An 18857-nucleotide genomic window follows, 5' to 3' on the forward strand; every position below is an offset into this window, starting at 1 on the left:
GGTCGCCTCGTGCTCGGAGAAAGATCTGTGGCCGCGATGACGGCCTCAGTCCGCCTGTTGCTCGACTTCTAGAAACTCACAGCAGTCCGCCTCGGCGTCGAAACAGTCCGGACACTCCTCCCGCCGGTCGATGATCGTGTCCAGTCGCTCGGCGACGGTGTCGTCGATGACGCTCTCGAGGGCGCGGGCCTCACCACGGAAGTCCTCGACTTCGAGGACGTTGTAGAGGAATCGCTCGATGATGCAGTAGGTCTGGAGGGTGTCCTCGGCGCGAACGATTCCATCGTCGGTGAGGGTCGCACCGGCGTACTTCTCGTGTTCGACGAGCCCACGGGACTCGAGTTTGCCGACCATCTCGTTGACGCTGGCCGGCGACACGTCGAGCATGTCCGCGAGCGTGCCAGTCGCCGCAGGTCCGTCCTCCAGTCGCTGGGCGAGGTAGATCGCCTTGAGATACTGATCTGCCGAATTCATCACTCGCGAGCCTCCATGATTGCCGCGACGTCTTCGACGCCCTTCTCCTCTTCTGCCCGAATTTCCCGGAGCGTCGCGAGCACCTCCTCGCGATCCACGCTGAACTCCGTGTCGCTGTCCTCGATGGCGGCGATCAGATCGTCGTAAAACTTGTAGGCAGTCTCCTCGCTGAACAGCTGATCGTAGAGCACGCCGTCGGTGTTCCCCGGCGCGGAGTAGTGCTCCTCGACGAGCGCCTCGATCTGCTCGAACCGGGTCGTCTCCGCGTCGAGCTCGTCGAGGAGAGCGGCGACGCGATCGCGGTGTTCGGCTGACTCCACGGCCGCCTCTGCGAGCAGTTCCTCCACCTCGTCGTCCAGCGCCGCTCGCTTCGATGGATCCAGCTCCTCGAGGTGGCGTTCCGCGCGAGCCTCGACCAGCTCCTCCAGCACGACGCCGATCTGCAGGAGGCGCGCGAGTTGATGGTCGGTCGAGACGCGCTGCCCCAGACTCATACACTCGGGTCAGCAGGCCGCGCACTTACCGCTTCCCCTCTCGCGCGGCTGGCAACGGCGTCGGTGACGGGGATTTAGGCTGCAGCGGTGCGAATCAGAGCGCGTGAATCGGCCCGATCTCGCGTTTGCGCTCGAGGACGCGTTCGACGCCGATCCAGAAGCGGCGCGAGTCGTCGCCAGAGCCGCCGGCGACCTCGACGACGCTGAGACATATCGGGAGGATATCGGTGCGGAGCTGGGCGTGGCTCTCGTCGTCGAGCAGCTCGAGGACGCCCCCGAGGAGATGGATCTCGCCGAGCGCTGGAACTGGTGGATCGGCTCGCTCGATCTGGCGTTTGGCGGCTACGAGCGGTTTCTGGTTCGCGAGTGAGTGGAAAGACCGGTGATTCACGATACGACGACCGAACGGCGACCGCCCCAGGAAGCCCCCTCCCGCTCGACGATTCTGACTCACTGTGCTCCTCGTTCGCTCCGCTCACTCACTGCGGTGCTTGCGTCGTCAGATATCGACGAACGGTCACCGGGAGACCTCTGGTCTCCCGAGCAGACGGACGTAGTCCGTCAACGGCCCCTTCCAGTCCCACCCAGAAGCTTGTGTAGTTGAGCTACGTTCAGTGGTGAGCGGTGGCGCGCGTTTCGCGGCTGCGTCAGCAGCCGCGTAGCGTGCGAGGGACGACCGAGCGAAGGGAGGGAGGAGGTTGGGGAGGGTGAGGTCGCGGGAAGCGGTGCAGGGTGAGACATCGAAAGAGCCGGGCGACTCGACTATCCCGGGCGATGGGAGCGAAGCGCACTGCGAGCGTCACGCGAACAAAGTGAGTGTGAGTTCGAAAGACGAGCGAAGCGGCGTCTTTCGGTGCTGAGCCGAGCAAACGCGAGGCGAAGCCCGTCGGAGATTGCTCCGAGGTGCCCGGGGCACCGAGCATCCGGCCTCTTTCAGAGGTGACAATCACGACCACTCGATCTCTACGTTCTCAGCCGCAAGTCAAGCAGCAACAGCGCTTCGTGGCCGAACCGACGAGCGCAAGGACCCGCCCGCAGTACTACGCCACAGATGAAACTGGAGTTCCTCGGCGGCGCCCGCGAGGTCGGGCGGAGCGCGATCCTCGTCAACGATCGCCTCCTGCTGGACTACGGGATGGGCTCGGGCTCGCCGCCGGGGTTCCCGGTCGGGGACGTGGCGCCGGAGGCCGTGGTCGTCAGCCACGGACATCTCGACCACGTCGGCACGGTGCCCTCGCTGTGCTCCGGCGATCGACGACCACCGATCCACTGGACGCCGCCGACCCGGGACCTGTGTCGCACGCTCGCGCGAGACACCCTCAAACTCCGAGGCGGGACCTACGATTGCCCGTTCACCGAGATGGAGATTCAGCGCGTCTCGCAGGTGTCCCAGACCCACGGGTACGAGGAGCCCTTCGAGGCCGCGGGCCACGAGGTAACGTTCTACGACGCCGGCCACATTCCCGGGAGCGCCCACGTGCTGATCGACGACGGCGACACACGACTCTGCTACAGCGGCGACTTCCACACGGACACCCAGCGACTGCTTCCCGCGTCGACGGCCCGGCCGGAGGCCGACGCGGTCATCGTCGAGAGCACCTATGCGGACGTCGAGCGACCACCGCGGCGCGAGATCGAGGCGTCGTTCGTCGACGCCGTCGAGGAGGCGCTCTGGGAGGGCGGCACCGTCGTGGTGCCGGCCTTCGCCATCGGGCGAACGCAGGAAATCCTCATGGTCTGTGCCGCGCACGACCTGCCGACGTACGTGGACGGAATGGGCCAGTACGTCACGCGAACGGTCCAGCAGTACCCGGAGTTTCTGCGGGACCCTGACGCGCTGCGTGAGGCGGCAGGCCACGCTCGGTTCGTCGACGGGAAGGAAGGCCAGCGAAAGCGCATCGCCGAGGAATCCGCCGTGATCGTGACGACCAGCGGGATGCTCAACGGCGGGCCGGCGATGACCTACGTCCCGGAGATCGCGGGCAATCCCACGAACCTGATCGCGATGACGGGCTATCAGGTCGAGGGGACGCCAGGCCGCGAGCTGCTGGACACCGGTAGCGCGCCGATCGACGGCGACGTCCTCCGGGTCGCAGCGGGCGTCGAACGGTTCGACTTCTCCGCCCACGCCGATCGGCCCGGGCTCACCGAGTTCCTCGAGCCCTATTCCGAGGCCGAACTCCTGGTCAACCACGGCGATCGCTGTGCGGAGTTCGCAGCGACGCTCCGCGACGACGGCTATCGGGCGAGCGCGCCCGAAATCGGCGAGACCGTCGAACTCTGACCGATGAATCGATCGCAGTGATCGGCTATCGCGCAGCGGTGAGCAGTAGCACCGCGATAACAAGGAGCCGTGCATGGAGAGATTCTCGGCATCGATGGCACGACGACACCGCCACGTACGGGGACCAGCCGAGGAGTTCGAACTCGAACACGATCCCGACGCCCAGGAGTTCGTCGACCCGGGATCGACGCAGCCGCACGCGGCGTTCGCGATCGCTGCCGAGTCCAGCGAGGATTCCGAGGACGAGCGAGCGGAGGATCCGATCGATGTTCGGGACTAGCGGCATCCGCGGCCCGTTCGGGGAGACCGTGACGGCCGACGTCGCTCTTTCTGTCGGTCGCGCGCTGGCGACCCACGGCGCGGACCGACTCGTGATCGGCCGAGATCCACGACCTACCGGCTCGTTGCTCGCAGACGCAGTCTCGACGGGTGCGCGAGAGTACGGCGCCGACGTCCTGCGGGTCGGCGTCGCGGCCACGCCGACGATCGCACGGAGCGTCGACTGGTACGACGCCGAGGCCGGCGTCGCCGTCACGGCCTCGCACAACCCGCCCGCGGACAACGGACTCAAATGCTGGACCGACGAGGGAGTGGCCTTCGGCGAGGAGCGCCGAGAGCGGATCACCGAAATCGTCCGGAACGACGAGGGCGAGCCCGCAGCCTGGGACGCGGTGGGGACGGAATCCGCACGCGGCGCCGAGGCCCGCTGTGACGGGAGTGGTCGCTCCGACGCCACCGAACGACACCGGGAGGCGCTCGTCGAAGCGGTCTCGATCCAGGACCCACCATCGGTCGTCGTCGACGTCGGAAACGGCGCCGGTGGCGTCACCGCCGACGCGCTCCGGGAGCTCGGCTGTGACGTGACGACGCTCGGCGCCGAGCCCGACGGCCGGTTCCCATCGCGGCCGAGTGAGCCGACGGCGGGTACCTGCGACGCGCTCGCTACACACGTCGCAGCTACCGACGCCGATCTCGGCATCGCGCACGACGGCGACGCCGACCGTACGATGGCCGTCGACGACCGCGGGCGATTCTGCGCCGGCGACGAGCTCCTCGCGCTCTTCGCAGGCGACGCGGTCGCCGACGGCGCCACGGTCGTCGCGCCGGTCGGTGCGAGCCTCGTCGTCGACGACGTCGTCGAGCAGGCTGGCGGCCGCGTCGAACGCTGTCGCGTGGGTGACGTCTTCGTGGCCGAGCGGGCACGCGAGTCCGGCGTCAGCTTCGGTGGCGAACCCAGCGGTGCGTGGATCTGGCCACACCAGACGCTCGCTCCGGACGGGCCGCTGGCAGCCTGCAAGCTCGCGGCGCTCGTCGCACGAGAGGGGCCGCTCTCACAGCAGATCGCCGCCCTCCCGAGCTACCCGGTCGAACGCGACCAGCTTCCGGTGGCCGCGGCGGCCGACAAGAACGAGATCGTGGAGGCGGTGGCCCGACGGGCTGCCGAGCGATACGAGGAGATCGACGAACGCGACGGCGTGCGAGTCGAGACGGAAGCCGGGTGGTTCCTCGTCCGCGCGAGCGGCACGCAACCCCTCGTCCGGGTCACGGCACAGGGCCGGACCGAGGATCGAACTGTGGCGCTCACCGAGACCGCCCGTGACCTGATCGACGACGCACTCCAGACCGCCTGATTCTCGGCGACGGCATCGTTTTTCGCATTCTCCACGCAGAAGCTGCGCCGGGACCCCCGCTCCTGCGTCGGTGCATCGTTACCCATCAGCTACCGATTCGAACGGTCTCGGGTGATTATGAGCGGTCCGACCGCTGCCAGCGATATGGACGCGATCGTCATCGCCGCCGGCGAAGGAACGCGAATGCGACCGCTGACCGATCGGCGACCGAAGCCGCTCCTGCCGGTCGGGCGGACGACGCTCGTTCAGCGGATCATGGATCAGTGTCTCGGGCCGGTCGATCGGTTCGTGCTCGTCGTCGGCTACCGGAGCGAGGCGATCCGAGAACAGGTGGGAGCAACCCACCGCGGAATCCCAGTCGAGTACGTCGAGCAGTCCGAGCCCCGCGGAACCGCCCACGCGATCGGGCGTGCGGGCGATCTCGTCGACCGACGATGTCTCGCGCTGAACGGCGACGTGCTCGTCGACGACGACATCGTGGAGACGCTCGCCGCTGCCGGCGGGACGGCGATGGCCGTGCGGGAGGTGCCGGATCCCGAGAACTACGGCGTCGTCGAAACCGACGGCGATCGAGTCACGGGGTTGGTCGAGAAGCCCAGTGCGCCGGCCTCGAGCCTGATCAACGCGGGGCTCTACGCCTTCGAGCCGTCGATCTTCGACGCGATCGAACGGATCGGAGCGAGCCCGCGCGGCGAGTACGAGCTCACGGACGCCATCGGTCGCGAGATCGAAGCGGGGAACGAGGTTCGCGCAGTCGAGCACGACGGGACCTGGCTCGACGTGGGGCGTCCCTGGGAGCTTCTCACGGCCACAGAGCAGGTCCTCGGCAAACTGGGTAGTAGCGAAGAGGACCAACCCGGCGGCGTGAATGGTGAGTTCGCGATCGGCGATACCATCACAGGGGGCGTGGGGCCAACTGATGACACAGAGGATGCCGGCGAGCGACGGATCGATGGCACCGTCGAGGCCGACGTCCACCTCGACGGCCCGGTGGTCGTCGAGGACGGCGCCCGCGTCCGTTCGGGCACGTACGTCGAAGGGCCGGTGGTGATGAGAGAGGATGCCGACGTCGGCCCGAACGCGTACGTCCGCGGAGCGACCGTCGTAGGCCCGTCGGCGCGAATCGGCAACGCCGTCGAGGTGAAAAACTCGATTTTGTTCGCGGGAGCGACCGTGGGACACCTCTCCTACGTCGGCGACTCGATCCTCGGCCGCGACGTGAACTTCGGTGCGGGCACCACCGTCGCGAATCTTCGGCACGACGACGAGTCCGTGCGGACGACCGTGAACGGCGAGCGCGTCGACACCGGCCGGCGGAAGTTCGGCGTGGTCGTCGCCGACGACGCGAAGACCGGCATCGACACCAGCCTCAACGCCGGGGTACAACTCTCGACGGCGGCGCGGACCGGGCCGAGTGAAACGGTGCTGCGAGACAAGTGAGTCGGCAAGGCGCTCCACGTCGGGTAGTACGGTTCGAGATACAGGAGAACGGCCCATGGGTCGGATGCCACGGCTTCGGATCCGGGCCCCACGGCCCAGGAGCGAGGACGGTGGACGCAATTCGCCCGATCGGAATCTTCCAGTGTCACTCGAGGGGTTGAGCGCTGCGCCATCTCCCGAAACCGGCCGTGTAGCATAGCATCCGTATATAAACCGCCGGGCGAGCGAATTCCGTGCCTGTCTAAAGGATGCGCCACGACGCAACAGATGGGATTTACGGATGGGTAACTCTGCGCGGCCGGCGCTCTCAGTTCGCGTCGTCCGCTCGTTGGCCGACGCGCGCGGCGTCGATCCGATGGACCTCGGATTCAGACTCGGTGACGCTGTCGATACGGACGCACTCGACGCGATGGACGATCACGACAGTACCGACTGGGAACTCGAGTTCGAGGTCGACGGCCACGTCGTGACTGTCGCGCCGGAGGCCCCTGTGCGCGTCGACGGCACGCCATATCGCTAATCTGTCTGCATCGCGACGAACGGCGAGCACCACTCGCACCCGTCGAGAGCGACGCCGTCGCGTCGGAAGCGTTCAGTCCTGTGTCGCGGCCCGCTCTTCGTCGTCGCGAGCGCGCCCGAACACCTACCGCAATCACTTGCCAGCCGTCTGGCGAGTCGGCTGCTCGACCGTACACCGTGGCGCCGCTTCGAGCGCAACACGACAGCCCTCACAGAGCACCACGGAGACTCGCTTGTCTTCGCGAGGAAACACGACTGTCGCGGGCGCACCAGCGCCGTCGTTGCAGTTCGAACAGGTCATCGACAGATCACGGAGCCCCTATGGCCAATAGTATAGGCCGGCTACCGCCGACCGTCGGCGGCGTCGCTCAGTGAATCTGGTCAGCCCGCCGTCGCTCCTCGATGAACGCGAGCAGTGATTCGGCGAACTCGTCGGGATCGTACACGACGCGCTCCCGATCCGAATCGTACTCACAGAGGCCGGCGTCCGCGAGCGCCGGGAGATGGACGTGGCGGAGCAGAATCGCTGTCTCGGATTGCGTTCGGATCTGGGACGTCGAGCGGTCGATCTCGCGGAAAACTGCTGCTTCGAGTTCACTGACGGGGATGACCTCGCATGGACTCTCGACGAGTTCGCGCAGCACGAGCCGTCGGTGAGGGTTCGCAAGTGCTTGAAGCAGTTCGTCGGTGGGGACGTCTGCATCCATTGTGCGATCAGAGCTGGTCTAGATCTGTCACGGGACCGGCGATGGCCGTTCGGATCTGTTGTTGGGACAACGTGATCGGGCCCCAAATGATTTCTGTCGGGTGGTAGCACATGACAGAGATGTCACTGTTCGGTCGCGGGCCGGTATAGCAGGGAGATCACCAATCGGAGACCTCGGGAGAACCAGCGTTCTCGGCGATGGACAGTGCAGCAGAGTGACCGCACACTACTCTCGAATACCGTTCGGTGGGACCGCCGTCTGCCGTGCGTGGGATCGAAGTGGCCGCGCATACCCCTCGAATTAAGCTGCTCGTCGGTTGTGTTAACGACAGCTGGTAGCTATCCCTAGGTATCTGGCACGGAGCTGGAACGCCAACAGCCCCACGTCGACAGCGTCCGGCCGAAACGTGCCACTACGTTTACGTGGGTAACTCCGGCCTACCGGAGTATGCAACGACGGTACTGCGGCGGTACGGTCTGGAAGGCTCTGCGTAGCTGCAACGACACCACTGGTACTCACTGGCTACCCGGCGGAGGGGGTGCGTGACCGTGTCCAGCGAATCGGAGTGGGAGGCGGTTGCGGACGATCCACATCCCCAGCGCGACCTGGGGTATCGCGGCGAGACGTGGGAGGTCATCTCCGTCGAGCAGCGCGGCAGCGAACACTGTCTGTTTCTCCCGCCCGAGGAGGAGTGTATCTGGCGCGAGGAGTTCGTCATCGCAGAGGCCGAGCTCGTCTGCGATCTGGCAGACGCTCGCTGAGGGGACACTGCCTACCGATTCGATCGTCACCCTACCGCGAGCAACGACCACCGCCCCGGCAGCGAGGGCCATACTCCGCTGATCGCCAGCAAGCGGCGTGGTACGACGCGCATACTCACCGTACCAGCGCCATTACAAAGGCCGCTAGCTTGCCAGCATAGGCAAGTTCGCGCGGTCTCGCCGCGCAGCAAATACAATGCACGCGCACAATGCTCGGCAGGAGAGCAGGCGGCCGAGGCGACGGGGAACGGCACAGAAGCTCGCGCTCGCCGTGGGGTTTCTCGCGCTGGCCGTCGGTATCGCCGCGGCGTACCGATCGCCCACCACGGGCTACGAACAGTCGATCTACCGGGCGACGCCATTCGCCTACTGGGCGGCGATCGGCGTCGCGACGCTGATCGGTGGCTGGGTTGCGGTGACCGCATCGCGTCGACGACGGGACGCGGCGCATCTACTCGTCGCGATCGCCGTGATCTCCGTGCTCGCGCTGCCCGCGATCCGGGGCTACTACTTCTACGGCGCCGGCGACTCCCTGACCCACCTCGGCTGGGCGAAAGAGATGGATCGCGGGAGCTGGGGGCCACTCCAGAGCCTCTACCCCGGCGTCCACCTCGGCGGCATCATCTTCGGCCACGTCGCGGGCGTCGAGCTCCGGCGAGCGCTGGTCGTCCTGCCGCTCACGGTGTTCCCACTCGCGTTCGTGACGTTCGTGAGCCTCACCGTCTCGGTCGTCTCGGATCGGCCCTGGGCCGCGACGATCGGGCTCCTCTCGGGTCTCCTGTTCGTGCCGATCAACGGGCTGACGATCCACCCGATGGCCCATCCCTCCAGTCAGGCGATCATGCTCGTTCCGTTCGTGATCTACCTGATGATCCGGTATCTCACGGCGGAGGTGGCCGCACGCTCGCTGTTCTCCGCGAGCAGCGTCGCCTTCGGATTCGCGGCCGTCGCACTGGTCTTCTATCACCCACAGGAGACCATGGATCTCGTGGCGATGTTGCTCGCGATCGCCCTCGTGCAGTACTGCTACAGGCGGTGGAATCCCACCCATCCGATCGCGAGTCACCACTCGATCCGGGCCCACACCCTGGTCGTCGGGCTCGCCTTCCTCGTCTGGACGTTCAGACATCCGCGGGCCCGCGGGCGAACCGAGTACGTCATCAGCGGACTGCTCGGCGAGGGACCACAGACCGTGCAGCAGGCAGGGACGTGGTCGAGCTCGCTGCAGGCCGTCGGCGGGAGCGTCGAGCTCCTCTTCCTCAAGCTGTTCGCCGTCACCGTCGTTTTCGGCGTCATCGCGGGGCTGCTGGCGCTCCGAACGTTCCGCAGCGGCACCAGCCCGACGACGCGCGACGCGCTCGTGACCTATCTCGTGGCGGGACTGATCCCACCGGGGCTGTTGATGGCGTTCGTGTTCGTCGCCGACCAGGGTGACCACTACTTCCGCTTCCTCGGCTTCCTCGCTGTCCCGATCACGATCCTCGGCGCGGTCGCGATCGCGGAGTCCGTCGAATCCCTCGGCGTCAGGAGCTCCGGTCGTACGGTCGCCATCGCTCTCTGCACGCTGTTCGCCGTGATGCTCGTCGTCCAGGCCGCAGGTTTCCACCAGAGCCCGTACATGTACAAGTCGAACCAGCAGGTCACCGACGGGTCGATCGAGGGGTACGAGACGACGTTCGACTACCGCCAGGGAGACACTGTCGTTCTGGGGATTCGCGGCGGCCCGAGACGCTACGTCGACGCGATCTACGGCACGCACGCGGCAGACAGGTCCGCCTCGCTGTCGGCGACCGGCGGCGTACGCGGCCCAGTGTTCAACGCGAACCTGACGACGGCCTACGAGTCCGACCGCTATCTCACGATCGACGACGGCGACTACCAGCGAGAGGTCGATCTGTACAAAGGGCTCCGCTACTCCGAAGCCGGATTCGAACGCCTCGAGCGCGATGCCGCTATCTCGCGCGTGATCTCGAACGGCGATCTCGAGGTCTATCGCGTGGCTGGCACCGAATCGTAGCGCCGAGAACCGCCGACTCGTCGCGCTGCTGGACGTCGGGACCGGTTTCAATCGCTCCAGATCCCTCGTAGTCTGTTTTTCCGCTCTATTCTCCACGCACGCTCGTCCGGCCAGTGATCGGCGGTCTCGTACCCACGACCAGGAGACCCTCACTCACCAGGAAGGGTACTAGCTCCACCCTCCCGCTCACCTCCACCGTGGGTGCAATCGCCCCACTCCCCGAGAGCGACGGGGGAACGGGGTAGCAATCAGTCGGCGGCCGACTGGGATGCGAATCGTCTGACGAACGAGCAAGAGGGCAGGAGGCGGGGAGGCAGGAGAACAGGAGAGGAGGAGAGGCAGGGGGCAGGAGAACAGGAGAGGAGGAGAGGCAGGGGGCAGGAGAACAGGAGAGGAGGAGAGGCAGGGGGCAGGAGAACAGGAGAGGAGGAGGGCAGGAGGACAAGTGGATAGAGGGACGTGGGACGTGGGACGTGAATCCGCAGAGAAGCAGTCAGACGGATCGGGCGCGAACGCTGTACGAATCCAGTGGCGACCTAGAGAGCCCGCTGCGTTACTCGAGCGTCGGCGCGCTCGCCTCCTCTTCGAGTGCGGCCTCTCCCTCACAGAGCTCCGAGAGCGTCATACACTCCACGCAGCCGTGGACAGTCTCGTCGTTGCCGCCGAAGACCCGGCGGAATCGGGTGCTCACCGAGGTGCCACATCGCTGGCATCGTCCGTCCGGCGCGTCGCCTGGCTGGGACATGGCAGATCGGTGGGGGTCCCGGTTGTTCGTTATACAGTGCTTCCCGACGGGAAGGGGCGTCTACGACCGAATTACCGACGTTTCGGCGACCGGTTACCGGAGGAGGTTGTGGCCATTACCCGGGGCGTTGGCTGAGGATACCGGACGGTTGTCGGTGGATACCGGGACAGTCGCCATAGGCACCTGGAGCGCGACCGAGACCCGACGCCGGGACGAAAGGGATAGAACGCTGGACAGCTCGAGGACAGCGCGAGGACAACGCGCGTCGGGAGCAGTCGGTCGATAACCAAGGGAGCCAGCCACGAGCCTCCGATCGATTCCCGTGTCTGCACTGCTCGACCGCCACGCTCCGTACGTCGCGCCGCTCGTCCTGGGCAGACTGGCCGATACTGCCACGACGCTCTACGGACTGACGGTGGCCGGCATCTACGAGCGTAATCCGTTCGTCGCCGCGTTGATCGAGGCCTTCGGGCCGGGAGTGGGCATGCTGCTCGCGAACCTCGTCTCGATCGCGGCGATCGTGGCCGCGGTCGAGATCGGGCTCAGCGTCGCCGGCCCGGTCCGAGACGCCGTCGAGTGGCCAGTGGAGAAACACCTGCTCGATATCGGCTATTTGCCGGCGGTCATCGTTTCGTTCCTCGCGGCGATCCACAACGTGGGCGTCATCGCGATTGCCTGAGCGGCCCGTTGGTGCCAGCGTGAGCCCCGCGTCGTCGGACCGTGCTGACGGCAGGAGAGGATTCTCTGAGGTCGGTGGAATCCCGACGTCCCTGCAGCGGCTCGAACGACGCTGGCAGAGACTCAGATGCCGACTGCCGGAAAAACGAGAATCTTCGATGGCGGCGCCGTGACGGCGACTGCCGCTCACTCGACGGTGACGCTCTTCGCGAGGTTCCGCGGCTTGTCGATGGGGCGATCGAGCAGGTCAGCGACGTGGTAGGAGAGCAGCTGTAACTGGACGTTCGCGAGCAGGCCGGCGAGCTCCGGTTCCGTGTCCGGAATGGGCAGCAACTCGTCTGCGGCCTCGACGACGCTGTGACTGTCCTCGCTGGCGATGGCGATCACCGGCGCGTCCCGGGCCTGGACCTCGCGGACGTTTGCGAGCGTCTTCTCGTCGTGGCGGCCGGTGAACACCGCGACCACCGCCGTATCGTCAGTGACGAGCGCGAGGGGTCCGTGTTTGAGCTGTGCCGCGGCGAACCCCTCGGCGTGTTCGTAGGTGATCTCCTTGAACTTGAGCGCGCCCTCGAGCGCGACCGGATGGGCGACGTCCCGGCCGATGAAGAAGTGCGATTCGCGACCGTTCGCGCGGCGAGCGATGGCCCCGGCGTCCGTGTTGTCGACGACGGTCCGGAGATTCCCCGGCAGTGATTCGAGCGCCGACAGCACTGCGGAGGTATCGTCGCTGCCAGCGCCGTCGACGTCGGCGGCCATGCGTTCGGCGAGCAGGAGGAGGGTCGCGACCTGCGAGCTGAACGTCTTCGTCGCGGCGACGCCGATCTCCGGGCCCGCACGGATGTAGAGCGCGTCGTCGGCCTCTCGCGAGATCGTCGAGCCGACGACGTTCGTCACCGCGAGCGTGCGAGCGTCGGCGTCGGTGATCCGGCGGAGCGACTGCAGCGTGTCGGCCGTCTCGCCGCTCTGGCTAACGCCCACGACGAGCGTGCCGTGCTCCAGCGTGTTCGCAGTCTCGGCGTACTCGCCGGCGCGGTGGGCAGTCGCGGGGATCCCGCGGTGCGTGAGGAGTCGCTGTGCGTACGCGGCTGCGTGATAGGAGGTGCCACAGGCGACGAGCTGGACGCGCTCGACGTCCGCGAAGCTCCCCGGCGGGAACGCCTCGAGGTCGACCGTGCCGCGCTCGGCGTCGATACGCCCCTCGAGCGTCCGTTCGAGCGCGTCGGGCTGCTCGTCGATCTCCTTGAGCATGTAGTGGTCGTAGCCGCGTTTTTCGGCGTCCTCGGGGTTCCAGTCGACGGTCTCGGGCGTACGGACGATCATCGCGCCGTCGGAATCCGTGATCGTATGCGTCGAGGCGGTGACCGTCGCAACGTCGCCGTCCTCGAGGAAGACCACGCGGTCGGTGTACTCGAGAAACGCCGGCACGTCGCTCGCGAGAAAGTAGCCGTCGTCGGCGATACCGAGCACGAGCGGCGAGCCCGATCGCGTCGCGTAGACCGCGTCGCGACCGTCGACCATCGCCACGATCGCGTAGCTGCCCTCGAGACGGTCGATCGCTGCTCTGAAAGCAGCTTCAGGTCCGTCACCCGCTGCGAGACGCTCCTCGATCAGGTGGGGAACGACCTCGGAGTCCGTCTCGCTCGTGAACTCGTGCGCCGCGGCCTCGAGTTCTGTTCGGAGCTCGTCGTGGTTCTCGATGATGCCGTTGTGGACGACCGCGACGTCGCCGCCACAGCATGTGTGGGGATGGGCGTTCGCATCAGTCGGTGCGCCGTGGGTCGACCAGCGGGTGTGACCGATGCCGATCTCGCCGCTCGGGCGGCGTCGGCGGACGTCCGCGTCCAGATCGCCGGTCTCGCCCTGGCGCTTGTAGACGTCGAGACCGTCGCCGTTCTGGAGCGCAATGCCCGCCGAATCGTAGCCGCGGTACTCGAGGTTCTTGAGACCGTTCAGCAGGTCGTCGACCACGTCCGCTCGTCCGGTTCGTGCGGTGATGCCGCACACGGTCACGGCACCTCCGTGGAGGTCGTCTGTGGGATCGTTGGTGGAATCATCGTGAGGTCCGGGTCCGCAGGCCGGCGCTCCCGGCCCGATCGGAACGCGCGAACCGTATCGCTGCCCCCGAATTGTTATAGAGACGTTTGCGATATCCGGAGATAGCGCCCCTCTGGATAGCCATCTTCTACGATTCGGCGGCTATCTACCAATGGTCGGAAGCAAGGAGCTACTCCAATCTCGGTAGTAGCCCGAGTCGGAGGGCGAAGTCAGCGGCCACCGACGGCGGTGTGTGTGTGTACAGACAGCTGAGGACCACGACTGAGAGGAGAATGGAGGGTGTGTAGAGATCGTGAGAAGAGAAAGTAAGGGGAGTGCTGTGATCCGTGACGACACCGGATCTGGTCACGGCCGACGTCGTCCGGAGCGGGAAAAACGGGGAATGCGGGGACGGGATCACTACGCGATCCAACGGATAGCGGCCGCGCGGTCAGGGTCGTTCTGTCAAAAGATGTGCTGCCGAAAGCACGACGGCACCGGCGACGAGGAGCCCGACGACGAACAGTTGCGCCGCAGCGGGGGCACCCCAGGCCAGGGCGAGTCCGGTGAGCACACCGCCGATTCCGTAGAGGGCGTAGTAGGTCGACCAGTCCTCGGGCTCGGAATCGTCCTCGGCCGATTCGAGGTGATCGTACACCTGCGCGGAGTGTGAGCCCAGTTCGACGGTGCCCCGGTCACCGTCGAAGTCGACGACGCCCGCGTCGTCCATGCGCGGGAGGTGACACTGGTACAGTCCGACGTACACGCGTTTGCGCTCCTGGGCGTCGAGTTGTGCGCGGGGTTTGTCGTTCTCGACGGCCGCGATGCGCTCGGCGAGGTCGCCGAGCGTCGTTCCGTCGCCGTCTTCCTCGTGGAGGAAATGGAGCACGCGTCGCCGCCGCGTGTTTTTCAGGATGTCGTACACGACGTCCAGCGAGAGCTGCGCTGGCTCCGTCGATTCGGTCGCATCTGATGCTGTCTCCGACGAGGGCAGCTGCTGATCGGGATCGAGAGGTTCCGACTCGGACGCGGTCGAACTCATGAATGGTTCACTACTGGATTATAAGTGTCGTCGGGGGTCGTTTCCACTGCAATTCGTCCCGGTTGGAGAGAGCTGTCCACGTTCAGATCGATCGAAGGCCCGGCATGAGACCTGGAACGATCCCGGATCTGAAACCACCGTTTGCGCTCACCCGTCGCCGAACCATCCGTCAGTTTCGGCGACCGATTTCGTCGTTGTAACATTGCACATACCACCCTTGGCAGTAGCGTCAATACTACCAACCTGTATTAATGGGCCGTACTGTTCATCCAATGTCTGTTCTGTAAATAGGTCCTACTCGAAGGACAGGTGCAATGGCGAATGGAAACCGCCAACGCGATGCCAGCTCACACGAGCCCTACTCTGAGCACGAGACAAGATGCCACCCCGACGCAATACGGCGGTAGTGCATTACTAAGCGAGGGCGGCCACGGTTCGTCGGAGGGAGGGTGGGAATCTCCAGTCGAAACTTTGCTGGAAATGGGGGTGGGGGTCGTAGTCCGACGATACCGATTGCGCTATCAAGGGAAATCGGTTGCCGAGGGACAGGAATTCCGGATCAGGGTCTATTTGCCCCATTTCGGGCAGCTGCACCCGACAGCGTCGCTGTCCGGATGACGGACGCAGGATCCCAGCGGCAGTGCGATCCGGCGAAACGGAACCGTCCGGAGCAACGCAGGCCTATCCGGACGTAGGGAAGGCAATCTTCGTGTTGAAAGACGTCGCTGGACTGACAAAGCATCGTCGGCCCGGATCGAGTCGGCGGATCCGGGGGCGTGGATCGGCCTACTGGGAGCACTCACTCGGCGTCTGGGGACCGCTCAGGGGCGACGGCCAGCACTGATTCGAGCCCCTGATCGAAATCGACCTGAGGCTCGTACCCCAGTTGATCGCGAGCACGCTGGATCGACGCCAGACTGTGCTCGAGGTCGCCGGATCGCGGCGGCGCGTGCTCGATCGGAACGGAGCAGTTTGCCTCTTCGATCAGTCGCTCCGCCAGCTCGAGGATCGAGATTCGCTCGCCGGTGCCGACGTTGTAGGCGCGACCGGTGTGTGGCGTCGTCGCAGCGGCGAGCGTCGCGCGGACGACGTCGTCGACGTGGACGAAATCGCGAGTCTGCTCGCCGTCGCCGTGGATCAGGAGCGGGTCGCCCGCCAGGACCCGCTCTGTGAACGCCTTCACGACGCCCGCGTTCGCACCGGGACCGTAGGCGTTGAAGAATCGGAGCGCCGTGACGGGGACGTCGAACCGGGCGCCGTAGACGCGGGCGTAGTTGTCTGCGGCGAGCTTGTCCACGCCGTAGGGCGATTCGGGCCGTTTCGGATCGGTCTCGTGGACCGGAACCGACGCCGGATCGCCGTAGATCGCGGCGCTTGAGGCCAGCACCACGCGCGCCCCCTCGCGACGGGCGAGTTCGAGCACGTCGAGCGTCGCCGCGACGTTGGTCTCGTTGCTGGCCGGTGGATCCGAAAGGGAGTCCTCAACGCTGACCTGCGCAGCGAGGTGGACGATCACGTCCACGTCGGTCGCCGCCTCCGAAAGGAGCGACCGGTCGCGGACGTCACCCTCGATCGCCGTCACGTCGTCGGGTAGCTGCGAACGGCTTCCGGTATCGAACGTGTCGAGTACGCGAACGTCGTTGCAGGCCGCGAGCGCGCGGACGAGGTGGCTGCCGATGAACCCGCCGCCGCCCGTGACGAGCACCGTTCCGAGTGCAGGCACCTCGATGCTCGCGCTGGCAGGCCGTTCGCCTAACGGTGAATCGACAAGAGCCCTGGCGACCGCGCCGTCGACGGTGGCACCGGGCTCGGCGGTAGAGTGGGGGTCCGTCATCTTCGGTTCCGCGTCGGCCTGCGTTTCGGCGTCCTGGGCCGCGTCGGCCTGCGTTTCGGCGTCCTGGGCCGCGTCGGCCTGCGTTTCGGCGTCCTGAGCCGCGTCGGCCAACTCGGTGAAGAGCGTCGCCGACTCTCGCTGGTCACTATCGCCCTTGTGGATCCTGTCGTCTGTCATCTGACCGGAGTCGGCCGGGCTACGCGCATTGTAATAGAGCGGTTTACCCACCGAAGGGGCCGACGTACCGCTCGATGCGGTCGTGGCACTGCTCGCGGTGATGCTCGAGGATCGTCGCCAACGATCGGTCCGCCGATCCCCAGAGCCCAGGATGCACGAGCAGCTGCATCGCATCCGGAACGCCCTCGGTAAAGGGTCGCTCCGATCGCCACTTGCCGCCCGAATCCGAGACGTACGCGACGTCGGTGAAGTAGGCCGGCTCGTAGGTGTTCTCGAAGGCGTCGAAGGTCGCCCCCAGCGCCCACTCGGGGGGCTGGTGGATCGACGTCGCGACGACCGTCGAGTCGACGGCCACCGGCCCTGGCTGCTCCCGGGCGACGAAGGAGAGTGCGTGCTCCAGCGCCGCGCGATCCTCGAGAACGCGGGCTTCGAGATCCTCCACCACGGGCTCTGCCTCCCAGTAGTAGTGGGGATCGAAGTGGAGGCCGACGTCGTGGCCCGCCGAGAGGATCGTGTGCAGATGCCGCCGGCTGTCGGGTGCAAGGAGATCGTACAGCGGATTCGTCACCAGCACGCAGTACGTCGACGTGACGCCAAGCTCCGCCTCGGCGCGGGCCATCGCGGCCGCCCGCGCGAGCGAGATGTCGACGTCGTGTCTGAGTGCGATCTCGCCGTCCGCGATCGCGCCCTCGAAGCCCACGAACTCGTACCCGCGCGCGAGGAGGCCCTCCAGCAATCCGGCGTAGACGTCGAGTTCGTAGGCGATCCCCTCGGTCGGATCCTCGGAGGCTTCGCCACACCAGAGATCGGGGACCGACTCGGCACCTCCGGACCGTTCGACCCGCTCGGAGAGCTCGACGCCCCCGTCGCTCCGGGCATCTGCGCCGTCCCCCGGATCGCCACCATCCGAATGTTCACGCATCGGGCGCCCCCGATCCCGTCAGGTGCTGGCGATGCTCGTATCGGTCCACGCGGTCGTGCTCGCCGGGAGACTCGAACCGGCGGCCCGGTACCGGCTCCCAGTCGTCGGCCGCCCACTCGGTGACGAGGAGCGTACCATCCGGCGTTGCGACGACGAAGTCACCGAGCTCGAAGGACTCGACGATCACGCCAGGCTCGACGTCGACTGCGAGATCGTCGGAGAAGGGCATCGCTTCCTGTATCTCGACGCGGGCGTCGCCCTCGAAGGTGTACGCCCCGGGATAGGGATCGGTGACGGCCCGAATCTGGTTGTAGACGTCCCGCGTGACGTTCCCCCAGTGGATCTCGCCGTCCTCGGGGTTCCGTTTGGGGTAGTAGGTGACCTCGCCGCGTTGCTCCCCGTACTCGATCTCGTCCCGGAGCACGGGCCCCAGCGAGTCGAACAGCATCGCCTCGATCGCCATCGTCACCTTGTGATAGAGCGTCTCGATCGTGTCGTAGGTCGTCAGATCGAACTTCCGAGTGGTGACGACCTCGCCGGAGTCAGCGCCAGGATCGAGCTGGATGATCGAGAGCAAGAATCGGTCCAGATCCTCGACGAGCGACCAGTTCAGCGGTGATCGACCGCGCCCGCGCGGGAGGCCGAAGGCGCTCCCGTGGTTGCCCAGCGCACCCTGCTCGAACGTGTCCAGGATCTCGCCGGGCAGGAGGCGCTGCCAGCCGTTGACGATCAGGAGATCGGCGTCGATCGTCTGAAAGTGATCGAGATCGGCGGGGTCCTCCATCCCGTACTCCTGTGGGTAGTAGATCGGGAGATCGTGCTCCTCGGCGATCTCGGCGAAGGATCGGTATTTGCAGACGGAGCCACGCTCGGCCATCTCCGGAGTGATCGAGACGATCTCGCTCACGGGCGCGCCGTGGTCGAGGAGTGACTCGAGGACCTCGTGACCCGGTCGAGTACAGCTCGCGTAGACGATCTCGGCGTCGTCGGGGACGTCGAGCGTGCGGTCGCCAGGAACGTACATCCTGCCGGGCACTGTCCGTCGACCGGGCTTTGTTACGCCCCGCGTAGCCGGCCGTAGATGGGTGCTACCGGGAC

The 18857-nt window shown here is 66.2% G+C and carries 19 protein-coding genes; 9 read left to right on the forward strand and 10 right to left on the reverse strand.

Translation table 11 applies throughout. The features are described 5' to 3' along the window. Positions 1-45 precede the first annotated feature (45 nt). Positions 46-474: a metal-dependent transcriptional regulator gene (locus MXF70_RS00320; protein ID WP_248516603.1), complete on the reverse strand. Its 429-nt coding sequence runs from the start codon at positions 472-474 to the stop codon at positions 46-48. After that, positions 474-968, reverse strand: coding sequence for a ferritin-like domain-containing protein (locus MXF70_RS00325; protein ID WP_248516604.1), 495 nt, complete (start codon positions 966-968; stop codon positions 474-476). The genes MXF70_RS00320 and MXF70_RS00325 overlap by 1 nt, the downstream gene beginning before the upstream one ends. A 79-nt stretch (positions 969-1047) precedes the next feature. Here MXF70_RS00325 and MXF70_RS00330 point away from each other — a divergent pair, with 79 nt between their 5' ends. From MXF70_RS00330 to MXF70_RS00355, 6 genes are all read left to right on the forward strand, one after another. Then, complete coding sequence (locus MXF70_RS00330; RefSeq protein ID WP_510631688.1) at positions 1048-1338, forward strand: WNWW family protein; 291 nt, start codon at positions 1048-1050, stop codon at positions 1336-1338. A gap of 681 nt (positions 1339-2019) precedes the next feature. Then, positions 2020-3252 carry an MBL fold metallo-hydrolase gene (locus tag MXF70_RS00335; protein ID WP_248516606.1) on the forward strand — a complete coding sequence of 411 codons (1233 nt, stop codon included), beginning with the start codon at positions 2020-2022 and terminating at the stop codon, positions 3250-3252. A 73-nt stretch (positions 3253-3325) separates the two neighbouring features. Next, positions 3326-3532 (forward strand): hypothetical protein, encoded by a 207-nt coding sequence (locus tag MXF70_RS00340; RefSeq protein WP_248516607.1) that lies wholly within the window; start codon positions 3326-3328, stop codon positions 3530-3532. Beyond that, positions 3519-4883, forward strand: coding sequence for a phosphoglucosamine mutase (glmM, locus tag MXF70_RS00345; RefSeq protein WP_248516608.1), 1365 nt, complete (start codon positions 3519-3521; stop codon positions 4881-4883). Before MXF70_RS00340 ends, glmM begins: the two co-directional genes overlap by 14 nt. Positions 4884-5027: 144 nt before the next feature. Beyond that, on the forward strand, positions 5028-6323 hold the full coding sequence (locus MXF70_RS00350; RefSeq protein ID WP_248516609.1) for a sugar phosphate nucleotidyltransferase: 1296 nt from the start codon (positions 5028-5030) through the stop codon (positions 6321-6323). A gap of 280 nt (positions 6324-6603) precedes the next feature. After that, the gene (locus MXF70_RS00355) at positions 6604-6843 is read left to right on the forward strand and encodes a HalOD1 output domain-containing protein (protein WP_248516610.1); all 240 of its coding nucleotides are present in this window, start codon (positions 6604-6606) and stop codon (positions 6841-6843) included. Positions 6844-6975: 132 nt separating this feature from the next. Here the strand turns inward: MXF70_RS00355 and MXF70_RS00360 are convergent, their stop codons facing one another. After that, complete coding sequence (locus MXF70_RS00360) at positions 6976-7143, reverse strand: hypothetical protein (RefSeq protein ID WP_248516611.1); 168 nt, start codon at positions 7141-7143, stop codon at positions 6976-6978. Positions 7144-7210: 67 nt separating this feature from the next. Next, positions 7211-7549 carry a DUF7344 domain-containing protein gene (locus tag MXF70_RS00365; protein ID WP_248516612.1) on the reverse strand — a complete coding sequence of 113 codons (339 nt, stop codon included), beginning with the start codon at positions 7547-7549 and terminating at the stop codon, positions 7211-7213. 548 nt (positions 7550-8097) lie between these two features. Here MXF70_RS00365 and MXF70_RS00370 point away from each other — a divergent pair. Further along, entirely contained in the window at positions 8098-8310 is a 213-nt protein-coding gene (locus MXF70_RS00370) for a hypothetical protein (RefSeq protein WP_248516613.1), read from the forward strand. 196 nt (positions 8311-8506) lie between these two features. Further along, entirely contained in the window at positions 8507-10327 is a 1821-nt protein-coding gene (locus MXF70_RS00375) for a hypothetical protein (protein WP_248516614.1), read from the forward strand. A gap of 553 nt (positions 10328-10880) precedes the next feature. Here MXF70_RS00375 and MXF70_RS00380 read toward each other — a convergent pair. After that, the gene (locus MXF70_RS00380; protein WP_445677849.1) at positions 10881-11072 is read right to left on the reverse strand and encodes a DUF7563 family protein; all 192 of its coding nucleotides are present in this window, start codon (positions 11070-11072) and stop codon (positions 10881-10883) included. Positions 11073-11394: 322 nt separating this feature from the next. On the opposite strand from MXF70_RS00380, the gene MXF70_RS00385 reads away from it, so the two are divergent. After that, positions 11395-11751 (forward strand): DUF5658 family protein, encoded by a 357-nt coding sequence (locus tag MXF70_RS00385; protein WP_248516616.1) that lies wholly within the window; start codon positions 11395-11397, stop codon positions 11749-11751. A gap of 185 nt (positions 11752-11936) precedes the next feature. Here MXF70_RS00385 and glmS read toward each other — a convergent pair whose 3' ends face one another. The 5 genes from glmS to MXF70_RS00410 all read right to left on the reverse strand — a co-directional run bounded on the left by glmS (position 11937) and on the right by MXF70_RS00410 (position 18783). Then, the gene (glmS, locus tag MXF70_RS00390) at positions 11937-13754 is read right to left on the reverse strand and encodes a glutamine--fructose-6-phosphate transaminase (isomerizing) (RefSeq protein WP_248518417.1); all 1818 of its coding nucleotides are present in this window, start codon (positions 13752-13754) and stop codon (positions 11937-11939) included. Positions 13755-14235: 481 nt separating this feature from the next. Beyond that, positions 14236-14826: a DUF7344 domain-containing protein gene (locus MXF70_RS00395; RefSeq protein WP_248516617.1), complete on the reverse strand. Its 591-nt coding sequence runs from the start codon at positions 14824-14826 to the stop codon at positions 14236-14238. Between the two features lie 799 nt (positions 14827-15625). Further along, the gene (locus MXF70_RS00400; RefSeq protein ID WP_248516618.1) at positions 15626-16837 is read right to left on the reverse strand and encodes an NAD-dependent epimerase/dehydratase family protein; all 1212 of its coding nucleotides are present in this window, start codon (positions 16835-16837) and stop codon (positions 15626-15628) included. Between the two features lie 43 nt (positions 16838-16880). Continuing rightward, complete coding sequence (locus MXF70_RS00405) at positions 16881-17759, reverse strand: hypothetical protein (protein ID WP_248516619.1); 879 nt, start codon at positions 17757-17759, stop codon at positions 16881-16883. Further along, complete coding sequence (locus tag MXF70_RS00410; protein ID WP_248516620.1) at positions 17752-18783, reverse strand: methionyl-tRNA formyltransferase; 1032 nt, start codon at positions 18781-18783, stop codon at positions 17752-17754. Before MXF70_RS00410 ends, MXF70_RS00405 begins: the two co-directional genes overlap by 8 nt. Between the last annotated feature and the right edge of the window lie 74 nt (positions 18784-18857).

Source organism: Salinarchaeum laminariae (assembly GCF_023204835.1).
Lineage (GTDB): Archaea > Halobacteriota > Halobacteria > Halobacteriales > Salinarchaeaceae > Salinarchaeum > Salinarchaeum laminariae.